Origin of the sequence: Janthinobacterium psychrotolerans, assembly GCF_001677885.1 — a bacterium.
GTDB lineage: Bacteria > Pseudomonadota > Gammaproteobacteria > Burkholderiales > Burkholderiaceae_D > Janthinobacterium > Janthinobacterium psychrotolerans.
Genome location: NZ_LOCQ01000044.1, coordinates 26,312 through 40,776 on the forward strand (window position 1 = coordinate 26,312; position 14,465 = coordinate 40,776).

At 63.1% G+C, this 14,465-nt stretch carries 11 protein-coding genes; 5 read left to right on the forward strand and 6 right to left on the reverse strand.

The features are described 5' to 3' along the window. Nucleotides 1-1,281, reverse strand: a complete 1,281-nt coding sequence (locus ASR47_RS04890; RefSeq protein ID WP_065306633.1) for an EAL and HDOD domain-containing protein — start codon at nucleotides 1,279-1,281, stop codon at nucleotides 1-3. A gap of 135 nt (nucleotides 1,282-1,416) precedes the next feature. Next, on the reverse strand, nucleotides 1,417-2,334 hold the full coding sequence (locus ASR47_RS04895; protein WP_065306634.1) for a 23S rRNA (adenine(2030)-N(6))-methyltransferase RlmJ: 918 nt from the start codon (nucleotides 2,332-2,334) through the stop codon (nucleotides 1,417-1,419). A 269-nt stretch (nucleotides 2,335-2,603) separates the two neighbouring features. Here ASR47_RS04895 and ASR47_RS04900 point away from each other — a divergent pair, with 269 nt between their 5' ends. Beyond that, nucleotides 2,604-3,023, forward strand: a complete 420-nt coding sequence (locus tag ASR47_RS04900; protein WP_065306635.1) for a thioredoxin family protein — start codon at nucleotides 2,604-2,606, stop codon at nucleotides 3,021-3,023. A 5-nt stretch (nucleotides 3,024-3,028) separates the two neighbouring features. Here ASR47_RS04900 and ASR47_RS04905 read toward each other — a convergent pair whose 3' ends face one another. Together ASR47_RS04905 and ASR47_RS04910 are read right to left on the reverse strand one after the other, a co-directional pair. Then, on the reverse strand, nucleotides 3,029-5,302 hold the full coding sequence (locus tag ASR47_RS04905; protein WP_065306636.1) for a xanthine dehydrogenase family protein molybdopterin-binding subunit: 2,274 nt from the start codon (nucleotides 5,300-5,302) through the stop codon (nucleotides 3,029-3,031). A 19-nt stretch (nucleotides 5,303-5,321) separates the two neighbouring features. After that, complete coding sequence (locus tag ASR47_RS04910) at nucleotides 5,322-8,438, reverse strand: EAL domain-containing protein (protein ID WP_065306637.1); 3,117 nt, start codon at nucleotides 8,436-8,438, stop codon at nucleotides 5,322-5,324. A gap of 226 nt (nucleotides 8,439-8,664) precedes the next feature. Here ASR47_RS04910 and ASR47_RS04915 point away from each other — a divergent pair, with 226 nt between their 5' ends. Beyond that, on the forward strand, nucleotides 8,665-9,171 hold the full coding sequence (locus tag ASR47_RS04915) for a DUF1993 domain-containing protein (RefSeq protein WP_065306638.1): 507 nt from the start codon (nucleotides 8,665-8,667) through the stop codon (nucleotides 9,169-9,171). An 11-nt stretch (nucleotides 9,172-9,182) separates the two neighbouring features. Here ASR47_RS04915 and ASR47_RS04920 read toward each other — a convergent pair whose 3' ends face one another. Then, nucleotides 9,183-9,383, reverse strand: a complete 201-nt coding sequence (locus ASR47_RS04920) for a DUF1289 domain-containing protein (RefSeq protein WP_065306639.1) — start codon at nucleotides 9,381-9,383, stop codon at nucleotides 9,183-9,185. Continuing rightward, nucleotides 9,373-9,957, reverse strand: a complete 585-nt coding sequence (locus ASR47_RS04925; RefSeq protein ID WP_065306640.1) for a DUF1415 domain-containing protein — start codon at nucleotides 9,955-9,957, stop codon at nucleotides 9,373-9,375. Before ASR47_RS04925 ends, ASR47_RS04920 begins: the two co-directional genes overlap by 11 nt. Before the next feature lie 317 nt (nucleotides 9,958-10,274). Between ASR47_RS04925 and ASR47_RS04930 the strand changes: the two genes are divergently transcribed. The 3 genes from ASR47_RS04930 to ASR47_RS04940 all read left to right on the forward strand — a co-directional run bounded on the left by ASR47_RS04930 (nucleotide 10,275) and on the right by ASR47_RS04940 (nucleotide 14,381). After that, entirely contained in the window at nucleotides 10,275-11,687 is a 1,413-nt protein-coding gene (locus ASR47_RS04930; RefSeq protein WP_065306641.1) for a transglycosylase SLT domain-containing protein, read from the forward strand. 102 nt (nucleotides 11,688-11,789) lie between these two features. Further along, nucleotides 11,790-12,584, forward strand: a complete 795-nt coding sequence (fabI, locus tag ASR47_RS04935) for an enoyl-ACP reductase FabI (protein WP_065306642.1) — start codon at nucleotides 11,790-11,792, stop codon at nucleotides 12,582-12,584. Nucleotides 12,585-12,974: 390 nt separating this feature from the next. Further along, on the forward strand, nucleotides 12,975-14,381 hold the full coding sequence (locus ASR47_RS04940) for a DEAD/DEAH box helicase (RefSeq protein ID WP_065306643.1): 1,407 nt from the start codon (nucleotides 12,975-12,977) through the stop codon (nucleotides 14,379-14,381). Nucleotides 14,382-14,465 lie beyond the last annotated feature (84 nt).

Below are 14,465 nucleotides of genomic sequence, written 5' to 3' on the forward strand. Positions count from 1 at the left end.
TTAATGCACGGCGCGGGAAATGCCATGCACATAGTCGTTGACCCAGGCATAGGCGGCCACCTGGATGGCCGTCAGCTCGTTTTCCGACAATTGCAAATGTTCCAGCATGGCGGCCGTGGCCGGGCCGCCATCGGCTTGCTCGACCTGCTCGACCAGCGCCAGCATATTGCCCAGCTCGCCATGGCGGAACAGCAGCGCATCGCTGACCTTGCTGTTCACGCGCACGCTGCTGACCACTTCGCTCATCTGCATGGAAAAGAGCGTGTCCATCAGTGACATGATGCCGACCGTAAAGCCGATATCCGCATATTGATGCTGGCCCGGGCGCAGTTTTTGCGTCATCAGCTCGAGCAGTTTGCCGCGCGTGGTGGCCAGCTGCAGCAAGGGCGAAGTAAACTGCGCCGACGTACCGGGCCGCACATACAACAAAATCTGCAGCCAGCGCTGCAGCTGGCGCCGCCCCAGCAGCAGCAAGGCCTGGCCCAGGGTATCGACGCGCACGCCGGCGCTGACGGCCGGCGTATTGACCAGGCGCAGCAGATTGAGACCGATCATCGCGTCGTGCTTGATGCAGCGTTCCAGCTCGCGGTTGTCGGCATTGCTCCGTATCAGTTCAAGCAGGTGCAAAATCGCGAGATCCGAGGCCGACATGCGCTTGCCGCTCAGAATCACAGGCCGCGCAAAATAATAACCCTGGAAAAAATCAAAGCCCAGCGCCAGGCATTGCTCGAACTGCGCCAAGGTTTCCACTTTTTCGGCCAGCAGCTTTTTGCGCGACACGGCCAGCACTTGCGCCAGGCGCGGCAATTCGTCGGGCGTCAGCTGGGCGATATCGACCTTGATCACGTCGACCAGCGGCAGCAATTGCTGCACGTCGGGCGTATCGAGCACCACGTCGTCGAGCGCAAAACGGAAACCGGCCTGGCGCAGCTCGCTGATGCGGGCCAGCAGGGCCGGCGTCGGCCGCACGGTTTCGAGGATTTCCAGCACCACCTTGTGATGCGGTAAAAAGCCGATAAAGTCGCTCATCAGCGCCACCGCGTCGACATTGATAAAGGCCAGTTGCAAGCCCACCACCTGTTCCATGCCCAGCTCCGAGGCATGGGCGATCACGGTGGCGGTGGCCGCCACGGCGTCGCCGGTCATCCTGGCCTGGTTCTCGGCAGTGCTGCGAAACAGCAACTCGTAAGCGACCAGGCGCTGGTCGCGGTTCAGGATGGGTTGGCGGGCGAGAAAGAAATCCTGCAGCGCAGTTTTTTGAGTATGCAAGGAGATAGTCATGGAACAGCCCGCGAATGAGGGCCGCGTTCAGGCGGCGGCAGGGCCTGGGCCGGCGCTGGCCGGCCCGCAGCCAGTATAGCCCCGGCCTGCCCGATGACGATGCACTGCAGCGCACGCCGTGCGCGCAAACCACATTCAGACCCGGCGCGTGCCCGTGTTCCTGACGCCGCCCTTGCCTGTTTCCAGCACGAATTTGGCGCCGTTGTCGCGGCCCAGCACCTTGACCAGGTAGGGCATCACTTCGCGCAGCATCGGCTCCAGGGTGTACGGCGGGTTCAGGATGAACATGCCGCTGCTGTGCAGGCCGAAGCCGTCCGGCGATGGCGTATTGACCGTCAGCGTCACATGCAGCCATTCCGTCGAAGGCAGCTGCTTGAGCTTGTCGGCGAACTGGCGCGATTCCATGCGCTGCAGCACCGGGTACCAGACGGCATAGATGCCGGACGGAAAGCGCACGAGAGCGTCGGCCAGGGTGTCCTTGACCTTGCGGTAATCCATCTTGTCTTCGTACGGCGGGTCGATCAGCACCAGCGCGCGGCGTGAGGGCGGCGGCAGCAGGGCTTTCAGGCTCTGGAAACCGTCGGCCTTGGTGATGATGACGCGCTTGCCGCGCACGGTCGGACGCTCGCCCTGGGCCTGCGCATGGGCTTCGACCTTGCGGAAGTTGTCGGCCAGGATCTTCGCATCGGCCGGGTGCAGCTCGAACAATCGCAAACGGTCCTGCTCGCGGCTGACCTGGTCGGCGCAGTACGGCGAACCCGGGTAGTAGCGCATCTTGCCGCTCGGATTCATTTCCTTGATCAGCTTCAGATACTCGGCCAGCGACACCGGCAGGTCGGTACGGTCCCACAGCGGGGCGATGCCGGTTTCATATTCGGCGTTCTTCGACGCATAGCCGCCGTCGAGCGCATACACGCCGGCGCCCGAATGGGTATCGATATAACTGTAGGCGGTATCTTTTTGATTCAGGTACTGCAACAACTGAATCTGCACATAATGCTTCAACACATCGGCGTGATTACCCGCATGAAAGGCGTGGCGGTAACTCAACATAAGCTGGCAATTCCATAAAATAAAGTAAAGGTGGGGCTGCGCTTACACCGGGCAGAGCATGGGAACAGACTGGGAGGGTCAGGCTGCCGGACCAGAAACAGCATGGACCAGCGTAATGAGCGCGCAATTTCCAGCATTATCCACCAGAAAGCGTCTCGGCATCAAAAAACCGCTTTAACGGACCGGGCAGTAGCCGAACCCGCTTCTGGCTGGCGCGGTAAAATACGCCCATCGGCGCGAGCGCCCTCTGCACTGAATGCCACAACGACATGCATAGCCTGACCTTAACTACCGACAACCGCGCCCAGATCGCGGCCCAGCTGGCCGGTCCGCGCTGGATCGTCGCCTGCCTGTGCGCGCAATGGTGCGGCACCTGCGCCACCTACCGCGCCACGTTCGAGGAACTGGCCGCGCGCCATCCGGACAAGCTGTTCGTCTGGGTCGATATCGAAGACCAGGCCGATGTGATCGGCGAACTCGATATCGAGAACTTCCCTACCCTCCTGATCCAGCAGGACGACAACGTGGCGTTTTTCGGCACCGTACTGCCCGACGGCGGCCTGGCGCACCGCATGGTGCAGGCGCAGCAGGCATTGAGCGCCGAAGAACTGGCCGCGCTGTCGACCAGCACGCCAGAGCGCCGCAGCTGGCAGCGCGACAGCAATCTGCGCACCATGCTGGCCAGCTGACCTTTTTACCCCAGCCGCAAGGGCAGGCTGCGCAGCCGCTTGCCGGTCAGTTTGAACACGGCATTGGCCACCGCCGGCGCGATCGGCGGCGTGCCCGGTTCGCCCACGCCTTGCGGATGCGCCGCGCTGGCGATAATGATGGTCTCCACCTCGGGCGCCTGCCCCATGCGCAGCACCGGATAGTCGTGGAAGTTGCCCTGCTCCACCTTGCCGTCCTTGAAGGTGATCTCGCCGCCGAGCGCCGCCGACAGGCCGAACAGCACGCTTGATTCCATCTGCTGGGCAATGATATTCGGGTTGACGGCCAGGCCGCAATCGATGGCGCACACCACCCTGTGCACGCGGATCTCGCCGTTTTCCAGCGATACCTGCGCCACTTGCGCGACGATGCTGCCAAACGACTGGTGCAGCGCCACCCCGTGCGCGTGGCTGGCCGGCGCGCTGCCAGCCCTGGCCACGGCGGCGTCGAGCACTGCCAGGTGGCGCCGATGGTGTTGCAGCATGGCGCGCCGGTAGGCCACCTCATCCTGCCCGGCAGCATGCGCCAGTTCGTCGACAAAGCTTTCCTTGAAAAACGCATTGTGCGAGTGGCCCACCGAGCGCCAGTAGCCGACCGGCACGCTGCTGTCGGCAATCACATGAGCGATGCGCTGGTTGGCGATCTCGTAGGGCAGGTCGAATTCGCCTTCCGCCGTGGTCTTGTCCGGTCCCATGCCGGGCAGGCCGAAATTGCGCTGCAAATACTGGTGCGTGATCGAGGCGCTGACCGATTGATTGTCCCAGGAAGCGATGCGGCCCTGCGCATCGAGCCGTGCGACAAAGCGCGCCAGCGCGGCGGGACGGTACATATCGTGTTTCGTATCCTGCTCGCGCGTCCAGATCAGCTGCACCGGCGCGCCCTCGCACTGCAGCGCGATGGCCACCGCCTGCGCCACCATGTCCACTTCCAGGCGCCGGCCAAAGCCGCCACCGAGCAGCAGCACCTCGATCGTGACGTCGCCGCTGGCCACGCCGGCCACTTTCGCCGCCACGTCGACGGCGATGCCGGGCGCCTGGGTCGAGGCCCACAGGTGCACCTTGCCGTCCTTGACTTGCGCGGTGCAGTTGACCGGCTCCATCGCCGCATGCGCCAGAAAAGGCGCACGGTATTCGGCCGTCACTTGCCTGAGCGCCTGCACGTGCTTGCCATCGACCTCGCCGCTGGCATGGTAGACATGGCCCGCTTCGGCGTCGAGCAGGCGCGCAAAATCGGCAAATACCTCGGCGCTCGACAGATGCGACTGCGCTCCCGCCCGCCACTGGGTCGGCAAGGTGGCCGCCGCCTGTTTCGCGCGCCACCAGGTATCGGCCACCACGGCCGCGCACGAGATGCGGTGCTGGCCCAGGGCCGGCGTCAGGTCCAGCACTTTTTTCACGCCAGGCATGGCCAGCGCCACCGGCGCATCGAACGACGACAGAGTGTCGCCCAGGCGGCGCGGCAGATGCAGAGCCGCGTACAGCATGCCGGGCGGACGCGCGTCGATGCCGAACACGGCGCGTCCATTGACTTTTGACGGCGTATCGCGGCGCGCAACCGCCTTGCCGATCAGCCTGAATTGCGCCGGCGATTTCAATACCGGCTGGCCCGGGTCCAGCACGGCAGCGCGCGACGCCAGGCTGGCGTAGCTGGCGCGCCGGCCATCGGCGTGGAACACTTCACCATCCTGCGTGCGGCATTGGGCCACCGTGGCGCTCCACTGCGCGCAAGCGGCCGCCACCAGCATGGCGCGCGCGCAGGCGCCCGCCTCGCGCATCGGCTGCCAGCCATCCTTGACGCTCGACGAGCCGCCGGTCACGATCACGCCCAGCTCGCGCGCGGCCTTGGCCACCGTCCACTGCGCCAGTTGCTTGAGCCTGCCGTTGTCGTCGGGATGGAACGGCAGGCCGTCGACCAGCATGGCGACATTGCCGAAGATCTTGTCCATCGGCGCCTGCACCAGGGTAATGGACGCCAAAGGCACGTCGAGCTCCTCGGCCACCAGCATGGCCAGCGCCGTATACACGCCTTGCCCCATTTCGCTGCGCGGCATGGCCAGCAGGACCGTGCCGTCGGCTTGCAGCGCCAGCCAGCCGTTCAGCGCCACGGCGCCGCCCTTGACGGGCAAGGGGCTGCTGCCGTGCAGGCGCTGGCGCGGCGGCAGCACGCCCCAGCCCAGCACCAGGGCACCAACGCCGGCCACGCCCAGCCCCAGGCCTTTCAGCAAAAAACGTCGGCGGGCAGTGGAAGTGTTTGCAGTCATGGGATTGTTCCAGTGAGTATCAGTGATCGCGCCAGCGCTCGACTATATCCTGCGCCAGCACCGGCCGGCTATAAAAATAGCCTTGCGCCAGGCGGCAGCCATGGCGCAGCAGGAAGGCGGCCTGCTCCTCGGTTTCCACGCCTTCGGCGATCACCGACAGCTGCATGCTCTTGCCCAGTTCAATGATCGCAATCGCGATCGCTTCGTCGTTGGCGTCGCGCGCGATATCCTTGATGAAGGAGCGGTCGATTTTCAGGGTCTGCACCGGCAATTGCTTGAGGTAGGCCAGCGAGGAATAGCCGGTGCCGAAATCATCGATGGCCAGGCCCACGCCGATGGCGTGCAGGTCGTTGATAAAGCCGAGCGCGTCGCCGGTGTTCATGATCACCGACTCCGTCACTTCCAGCTGCAGCCGCTGTGGTTCGAGCCCGGTTTCGCGCAGGATGTCGGCCACCATGCCGGCCATGCTGCCGCGCTCGAACTGCTTGACCGACAGGTTGACGGCCATCTTCGGCACCTGCAGGCCCTGCGCCTGCCAGCGCATCATCTGGCGGCACGCCTCGTCGAGCACCCACTTGCCCAGCTGGTTGATATAGCCGCTGTCTTCGGCCAGCGGTATAAAGCGGGCCGGCGCGACCAGTCCCAGTTCGGGGTGGTTCCAGCGCACCAGCGCTTCCACGCCGATCAGGCGGCCGGTATCGATTTCCACCTGCGGCTGGTAGTTCAAAAAGATCTCGTTCTTTTCGATCGAACGGCGCAAAAAGGTTTCCAGGCGCAGCTTTTCGATGCCCTCGCCCGTCATCGACGGCGCATAGAAGCGGTAGCCGTTGCGCCCGCGCGCCTTGGCCTGGTACATGGCCACGTCGGCATTGCGGATCAACATGTTCAGGTCCTGCGCATCGTCGGGGTACAGGCTGACACCCACGCTGCAGGTGACGAACAATTCGTGGCTGGCCACCAGGAAGGGCTGCTCGAACATGCCGACCAGTTTTTCCGCCACCTGGGAAGCGCCGTACTGGCCGTCGACATTTTCCAGCAGCACGATGAATTCGTCGCCGCCCAGCCGCGCCAGGGTATCGCCTTCGCGCAGCCGCGCCGACAGCTGCGCCGCCACCTGCTGCAGCAATTCGTCGCCGATATGGTGGCCGAGGGTGTCGTTGACATTCTTGAAGCGGTCGAGGTCGATGAACAGGATCGCCAGCTGTTCGGTGCTGCGCGCGGCGCGCAGCAAGGCGTGCTGCAGGCGGTCGTGGAACAGCAGGCGGTTCGGCAGCGCGGTGAGCGGATCGTGATGGGCCAGGTGGTCGAGCTTTTCCTGCGCCTGCTTCACTTCGGTGATGTCGCGCGACACACCCACGTAATGGGTGGTCAGCGCCTTGGTGTCGCGCACCGCGCTCAAGGTCAGCCATTCGAGATAGATCTCGCCATTCTTGCGCCGGCGCCACAGCTCGCCGCGCCAGAAACCGGTGCCGATCAGCTCATCCCACATGGCCTGGTAAAACGCCGGATCATGGCGTTCGGAGCGCGTCAGCGACGAGTGCCTGCCGACCGCATCGGCCTCGGCATAGCCGGTAATTTGCGTAAAGGCCGGATTGACGGCGACGATCACGCCCTCGATATCGACCACCATCACGGCGTCGGCGATATGTTCGAGCACGGTGGCCGACAGGCGCAGCTCTTCTTCGGCTTCCTTGCGCGCGGTGATGTCGGCATACACCCAGATGCTGCCTTCGGCGGGACGCAGCGGATCGAGCGCGCAGCCGCTGACCAGCGCCCAGAACAGGCTGCCGTCCTGGCGCCGGTAGTGGCGCTCTTCGCTGAAGTCGCCGCCCGCCGCCATCGCCGGATACTGGCGTTCGCCCGCTTCCTCGAAATCGTAGCGGGTGGGGAACACGATGGCGGTCGAACTGCCCGTCATGCCGCCATAGCCGTAGCCGAACAGCTCTTCGCAGCGGCGGTTGACCGAGACGATGCGGCGGTGGCGCACGAACATCACGCCGAACATCACGTTGTCGAGGATCGCGCTCTGTTCGGTCAGCAGCGCTTCGATGCGCATTTCATGGTGCTTGCGCTGGCTGATGTCGGCGATGATGCCGTCGACCCAGACCATGCCGCCGACGCCGGCCTGCGGCTGGCCGTTTTCGGCCACCCAGCGTTCGGTGCCGGAAGCGTCGACGATACGGTATTCCAGTGCATATGGCCGCATCTCGCCGACCGCCTGCTTGACAGCGCGCCGGTGCGTGCGGCGCTCTTCGGGACAGATCAGGTCGACCCAGGCGTGGGTGCCGCCGCGCATCAGCTGCGCGGCCGTGTAGCCGGCGATGTCTTCGATGGCGTCACTGACGAAATCGATGGCGCCGTCGGGCCGGTAGCGGAACACGGCGCCCGGCACCTGCGTGACGATGGTGCGGAAGCGCTCCTCGCGCTGGCCGACATCTTCGAACAGCTGGCCGATGGCGGCGCGCATCCGTTCGAGCTGCGCGGCCAGCCGGCCCAGTTCGTCGTTGCCGCCCGCTTCCAGGCGCGTGTCGAAGTCGCCATGCGACAGGCGGTCGGAAAAGCGCATCAGGCGGCGCAAGGGTTTGAGCAGGCGGCGGTTCATGAACAGCACGATCAGCGCGGTCGAGATGGCCAACTGGGCGCCCAGCACGAACACATAGGCGATCTGCTTTTCGCGCAGGTCCTGCTGGCTGCGCGCATCGTCCATTTCCACCACCACATGGCCGATGCGCTCGCCGCGCACGGCGATATCGCGTTCGGCCCGGTAGACATTGCCGACCGGGCGCTGCCGCGCCTGCAGGCGCATGAATTCGCTCTCGCCCTGGCCCACCACCTGCACCAGCAGCACGGCGCGGTCGCGCATCACCGATTCGACCAGCGACTGGGCCGATTCGGCATTCATGTTCCAGAGCGACTCCTGCATGCCCAGCGCCAGGATGTCGGCATTGCGCTGCAGCGCTTCATTGAGGCTGGTACGCGCCGACTGGCGCTCGTGCACGCCGACCAGCAGATAGCTGCCGATCAGGGCGGGAACCACCAGGCCGCCCAGCACCACCAGCATCAGGGCGCCGTAGATCGAGGCACCATACAGGGTGCGCAGGCTGGCCAGCCAGCGGCGAAAGGGGGAATTAACCATGCAGGCACGGGCCTGGGTGAGTCATGCAAGCGGTCATCGGATGGCGGCGGAAGGTTACGGGAAGCGAACGACGGGAGGAATTTTCTAACGGCAATTATGCATGGAAAAAGCGCGCAAAGTCACATCTGGCGCCGCGGCTTGCAGGAATATGCACCAGAAACCACACGCCCCAGCATAAAAGCCCACAGCTTGCTATCATCGCGCCACTTTACCTAGAGGAACCACCATGACCTTCTCCATCCACTCCGCATCGATTCCCGTCTTCAAGCAAATCCTCGGCAGCCTGGCCGCCATCCTGGACAAGGCGCAAACGCATGTGCAGGACAAGAAAATCGATCCGAACGCGCTGCTGCAGTACCGTTTGTTCCCGGACATGCTGCCTTTCGTGCGCCAGATCCAGATCGCCACCGATTTTGCCAAGGGCTGCGGCGCGCGCCTGGCCGGCGTGGCCGTGCCGCCGTATGAAGATAGCGAACAGAGCTTTGCCGAACTGAAGGCGCGCATCGTGAAAACCATCGCCTTCCTGGACAGCCTGCCGCAAGCGGACATCGAAGGCAGCGAAACGCGGGCGATTACCACCGGCAGCGGCGAAAAGACCAAGCACTTCACGGGCCAGACCTATCTGTTCCACTACGCGCTGCCGCATTTCTTCTTCCATGCGACCACCGCCTACGACATCCTGCGCCACAACGGTGTTGAAGTCGGTAAAAAAGACTTTATCGGCAGCTATTAATAGCAGAGGCGTCAGCTATTCCGGCGCGGATACCCCTGCGCCAGTATCCGCACCCACACGGCTTCTTTCTGCTCCGGCGTCATCGACACCCAGTGCGCGACCTCCACCACGCTGCGGCCACAGCCGCGGCAGATTTCATCGAACGTGGTGGAGCAAACGGCCACGCACGGCGTGTCCGGGCGTTCGGGCAGGTCGGCAATCTCATTTGCCATCTGACGCCACCTTCGCGATGCCGAGCTTTTCCCAGCCTTCCAGACCCAGCTTTTCCAGGGTGGCGATATTCTTGTCGAAGATCTCGGACGCTTCCGGGAACGCCTCCACCGCGCGCTCGATGCTGTCTTCGCGCAGCAGGTGCAAGGTTGGATAGGGCGAGCGGTTGGTGAAGTTGCTGATGTCGTCCTCGAACGTTTCGGCGAACTGGTAGTCCGGGTGGAAACTGGCCACCTGCAATTCGCCGTCCAGGTGCATGTCTTCCACGGCGGCGTCGGCCACGTCGAGGAACTCGTTATAGTCGAGGAAATCGTTCAGGGTGTACGGGTGGATCAGCAGGGTCGTGTCGATCTTGTCGGCACTGGTATCGGCCAGCGTTTGCAGCTCGTCCATCAGCATCGCCAGCAAATCTTCCGGATTGCTCGAATCGCACACCACGTAGCGTATCTGTTTCTTGACGTGCACGGCCTTGGCAAACGGGCACAGGTTCAGGCCGATCACGGCCTTTTCCAGCCAGTCGACGGTATTGGCGATAATGACGGCGTGGTCGTCGTCGTGGCGTGGCGGGGTATTCATAAGCGGGGACTCTCTATCAATGGGTGACCGGCGAACACAGGCCGGCCAAAGCCAAATTGTACGCACTCTTTGCGCAGTCTCATACTTGCGGCCCGCCACGCTTGCGCCAGACCATGGCGCAACTATGCTATAACAGCGGCCGAACACGTTATTGGGCAAATTTTATTGGCAATAATTGCATTATTTACGAATGGAAACTTCCCTTTGCGCTGTCATCAGGCTGACATAATTCTTGACTCCGGCATGTGGATATACGTACACTCGCTGCTTGCTCATGGGTCAGTCCGATGTTTCTTCGACGACAACAATGGAACACTATGCACGAAAACTCCTTTAAATCGACCGCACTGGCGGCATTGGTCCTGGCCCTGGCGCCAGCGCTGAGCCAGGCGTACGAAGCCGGTGTTGAGAGCGATAACGCGCCAGTCGCCGCCACCACACCGGCCCTGATCCCGATGACCGCCCAGGTCACGGCAAAACTCCCCACGCTCGACAACCGCCTGCAAAAGACCGATCGCCTGATGAAAAATCTCAGCGACAGTTCCGATCCGCTGCGCGAAGCCGATGTCTGGGGCCGCATCCGCAGCGGCTATGCGATTCCCGACCTGAACAATCAACTGGTTGCCAATCACGTCAACTGGTACGCCACCCGCCCCGACCACCTGGCGCGCACCACGGCGCGCGCTTCGCGCTACATTTTCTATGTGGTGCAGGAACTGGAAAAGCGCGGCATGCCAACCGAACTGGCCTTGCTGCCGTTTATCGAATCCGCCTTCAACCCGCAGGCCTTCTCCAGCGCCAGCGCGGCCGGCCTGTGGCAGTTCGTGCCGGCCACCGGGCGCGATTTCAACCTCAAGCAGAACATGTTCAAGGACGAGCGCCGCGGCGTGCTGGCCTCGACCGATGCGGCGCTGACCTATCTGCAGCGCCTGTATGACATGTTCGGCGACTGGCAACTGGCCCTGGCCGCCTACAACTGGGGCGAAGGCTCGGTGCAGCGCGCCATCAAGAAAAACCAGTCGCTGGGCAAGCCGACCGACTTCGAAAGCCTGGCCGAGCTGATGCCGGCCGAAACGCGCAACTACGTGCCCAAGCTGCAGGCGGTCAAGAACATCATCGCCAATCCGGCCCAGTATGGCCTGAGCCTGCCGGTGGTCGACAACCAGCCCTATTTCACGGCGATCGACAAGACCAGCGACATCGACATCACGGTCGCCGCCCAGCTGGCCGAACTGTCGACCGACGAATTCAAGGCGCTGAACCCGCAATTCAACCGCCCGGTGATCATCGGCGGCGAAAAAACCAAGATCTTGCTGCCCCAGGAAAATGCGGCCAAGTTCACCACCAACCTGGCGCAATGGGGCCATGCCCTGTCGAGCTGGACCACGCACAAGATCACCAATGCGCGTGAACGCATCGAGACGCTGGCGTCGAAATTCGGCACCACGGCCGACGTGCTGCGCCAGGCCAACAATATTCCGCAGCGCATGCGCCTGCGCGCCGGTTCGACCATCCTGGTGCCCAAGACTTCGGCCACGATGAACATGAACATCACCCAGGAAATCGCCGACAACGCCACCATGCTGTTCGAAGCGGATCGTCCGGAACGCGTCTTGAAAAATGTGCGCCGCGCCGTCAAGGGCGGCAAGGTACAAGCCGCGCCGATCTCGCTGGTCAAGCCACGCATCCAGCGCGGCGGCAGCAACAGCCGCGCCAAGGCGCGTCATTGAGACGGCCTCAACGCAGCCTGTTTCAACGCTGAATCCCGCCGGCCGCCACAGCCTAGCTGTCGCGGCCGGTTTTTCGTTGCCCACCCAGCGAAAGGAGCCGACATGGCTTTCTTGCAAGGCAAGCACATCCTCATCACCGGCCTGCTGTCGAACCGGTCCATCGCCTACGGCATCGCCAGGGCCTGCCACCGCGAAGGCGCCACCCTGGCCTTTACCTATGTGGGCGAACGTTTTCGCGAGCGCATCACCGAGTTTGCACAAGAATTTGGCAGCGAACTGGTGTTCGACTGCGACGTCGGCAGCGACGCGCAGATCGCGGCCGTGTTTGCCGACCTGGCGCGGCACTGGCGGCAGCTCGACGGCCTGGTGCATGCGATCGGTTTTGCGCCGCGCGAGGCGATTGCCGGCGACTTTCTCGACGGCCTGTCGCGCGAGAATTTCCGCATCGCCCATGATATTTCCGCCTACAGCTTTCCCGCCATGGCCAAGGCCGCCCTGCCGCTGCTGCAGCCTGGCGCCTCGCTGCTGACCCTCACTTACCTGGGCGCCATGCGCGCCGTGCCCTACTACAACACCATGGGCCTGGCCAAGGCCTCGCTGGAAGCGTCCGTGCGCTACCTGGCCGAATCGCTGGGCCCGCGCGGCATCCGCGCCAATGGCATTTCGGCCGGCCCGATCAAGACCCTGGCCGCCTCCGGCATCAAGGACTTCGGCAAATTGCTGGGTTTTGTCGCCGAGCATGCGCCGCTGCGCCGCAATGTCACCATCGAGGAAGTGGGCAATACAGCCGCGTTTTTGCTGTCCGACCTGGCCTCGGGCATCACCGGCGAGATCACCTATGTCGATGGCGGCTTTTCGCAAGTGATGGCGGTCCATCCGGAAGCAGACCGGGACTGAGGCAGTGGCCGCGCCGCACGCACTGGCAGCCATGCTGCGCCGAGCACATTATTTTGCCGCCGAAAGCGACACAATCGGGCGCGCGCCGCAAGCAAAATCAATTAGAACGTGCAGAACCGTGGAAAATACGGTATAGTGTCGTTGTGCGCTGCAATATGTTTCCTGCCGCAGTCAGATGCACGATAAATTTAGCAGCTTCGCAAGCCTTAGCGCATCTTCAGGATGCCGCTTATTAAAGCCCTCCCGCCTTGTGTGTCGCACCTGACACCGTCCCGGCGCAAAGCTTTTGTGCCGAAATTTCTTTTTAGTTGAGTCATTTCGTTTTGGTTGGCGTTGCTATTTTGCGTTCTGCTTTTTGCAAGAACGCTGATTTTCACGAAAGAAAAAAGAATGACATTTGAATCCTTAGGCCTGCATCCGTCCATCATCGCCGCTCTGACCGAATCAGGCTACACCGCGCCAACCGCGGTACAGTCGCAAGCGATTCCTGCCGCGATCGAAGGCCGTGATCTGCTGGTCTCGTCGCAGACCGGTTCGGGCAAGACCGCGGCATTCATGCTGCCGTCGCTGCACAAACTGGCCAGCGCCGAACAAAGCGCCGCCGGCAAGACGCCGAACCAGGAAATGCAAGCTTCGCGTGCCCGTGGCGAGCGTCCACGCTTCAAGGCTGCCCAGCCAAAAATGCTGGTGCTGACCCCGACCCGCGAACTGGCCCTGCAAGTAACCACCAATACCGACAAGTACAGCACCGGCATCCGCCGCATCAAGGCTGTGTCGATCCTGGGTGGCATGCCGTACCCGAAACAGATGCAACTGCTGGCCAAGAACCCGGAAATCCTGGTGGCCACCCCTGGCCGTCTGATCGACCACATGGATTCGGGCAAGATCGACTTCTCGCAACTGGAAATCCTGGTGCTGGACGAAGCTGACCGCATGCTGGACATGGGCTTTATCGACGACATCGAAAAAATCGTCGAAGCCACGCCGGAAGGCCGCCAGACCATGCTGTTCTCGGCCACGCTGGACGGCGTCGTCGGCAACATGGCGCGCCGCATCACGAAAAACCCGCTGGTCATCCAGATCGCCGGTTCGTCGAACAAGCATGAAAACATCACCCAGCGCGTGCACTTCGTCGACGATCTGTCGCACAAGAATCGCCTGCTGGACCACCTGCTGCGCGACGAAACGCTGGACCAGGCTGTGGTGTTTACCGCCACCAAGCGTGACGCCGACACCATCGCCGACCGCCTGAACATCGCCGGTTTCTCGGCTGCCGCCTTGCACGGCGACATGCACCAGGGCGCGCGCAACCGCACCCTGGACGGCATGCGCCGCGGCCAGGTCAAGGTACTGGTTGCCACCGACGTTGCCGCCCGCGGCATCGACGTGCCAACGATTACCCACGTGTTCAACTACGACCTGCCGAAGTTCCCGGAAGACTATGTCCACCGCATCGGCCGTACCGGCCGCGCCGGCCGCAATGGCCTGGCGATCTCGCTGGTGAACCACGCTGAAGGCATGAACGTCAAGCGTATCGAACGCTTCACCAAGCAATTGATCCCGGTCAATGTGATCGAAGGCTTCGAGCCGAAGAAAACGGCCTCGGCACCACGTTCGAGCGCCCGTCCGGGCGGCTGGAAACCAGGCGACAATCGCACTGCCGCCAAGCCAGGCCAGCGCACCTTCAGCAAGCCGGGCGCACCACGCAAGGACGGCGCACCGAGCACCGGCGGCGGCTACAAGGGTTCCAACCCGCGCAGCACCGACGGCGCACGCCGCAGCTACGGCGACCGTTAATCACGGATCGCATCGGCTGGTTTAGCGAGCAATAAAAATGGCCACCAGATCGCTCTGGTGGCCATTTTTTATTGTGCGACAAGC

What these genes read in the sequence shown, in the direction of transcription:
- ASR47_RS04910 (WP_065306637.1), bottom strand. Translation starts at nt 8,438, where the DNA reads ATGGTTAATTCCCCCTTTCGCCGCTGGCTGGCCAGCCTGCGCACCCTG.
- ASR47_RS04905 (WP_065306636.1), bottom strand. Translation starts at nt 5,302, where the DNA reads ATGACTGCAAACACTTCCACTGCCCGCCGACGTTTTTTGCTGAAAGGC.
- ASR47_RS04915 (WP_065306638.1), top strand. Translation starts at nt 8,665, where the DNA reads ATGACCTTCTCCATCCACTCCGCATCGATTCCCGTCTTCAAGCAAATC.
- ASR47_RS04930 (WP_065306641.1), top strand. Translation starts at nt 10,275, where the DNA reads ATGCACGAAAACTCCTTTAAATCGACCGCACTGGCGGCATTGGTCCTG.
- ASR47_RS04895 (WP_065306634.1), bottom strand. Translation starts at nt 2,334, where the DNA reads ATGTTGAGTTACCGCCACGCCTTTCATGCGGGTAATCACGCCGATGTG.
- ASR47_RS04900 (WP_065306635.1), top strand. Translation starts at nt 2,604, where the DNA reads ATGCATAGCCTGACCTTAACTACCGACAACCGCGCCCAGATCGCGGCC.
- fabI (WP_065306642.1), top strand. Translation starts at nt 11,790, where the DNA reads ATGGCTTTCTTGCAAGGCAAGCACATCCTCATCACCGGCCTGCTGTCG.
- ASR47_RS04920 (WP_065306639.1), bottom strand. Translation starts at nt 9,383, where the DNA reads ATGGCAAATGAGATTGCCGACCTGCCCGAACGCCCGGACACGCCGTGC.
- ASR47_RS04925 (WP_065306640.1), bottom strand. Translation starts at nt 9,957, where the DNA reads ATGAATACCCCGCCACGCCACGACGACGACCACGCCGTCATTATCGCC.
- ASR47_RS04890 (WP_065306633.1), bottom strand. Translation starts at nt 1,281, where the DNA reads ATGACTATCTCCTTGCATACTCAAAAAACTGCGCTGCAGGATTTCTTT.
- ASR47_RS04940 (WP_065306643.1), top strand. Translation starts at nt 12,975, where the DNA reads ATGACATTTGAATCCTTAGGCCTGCATCCGTCCATCATCGCCGCTCTG.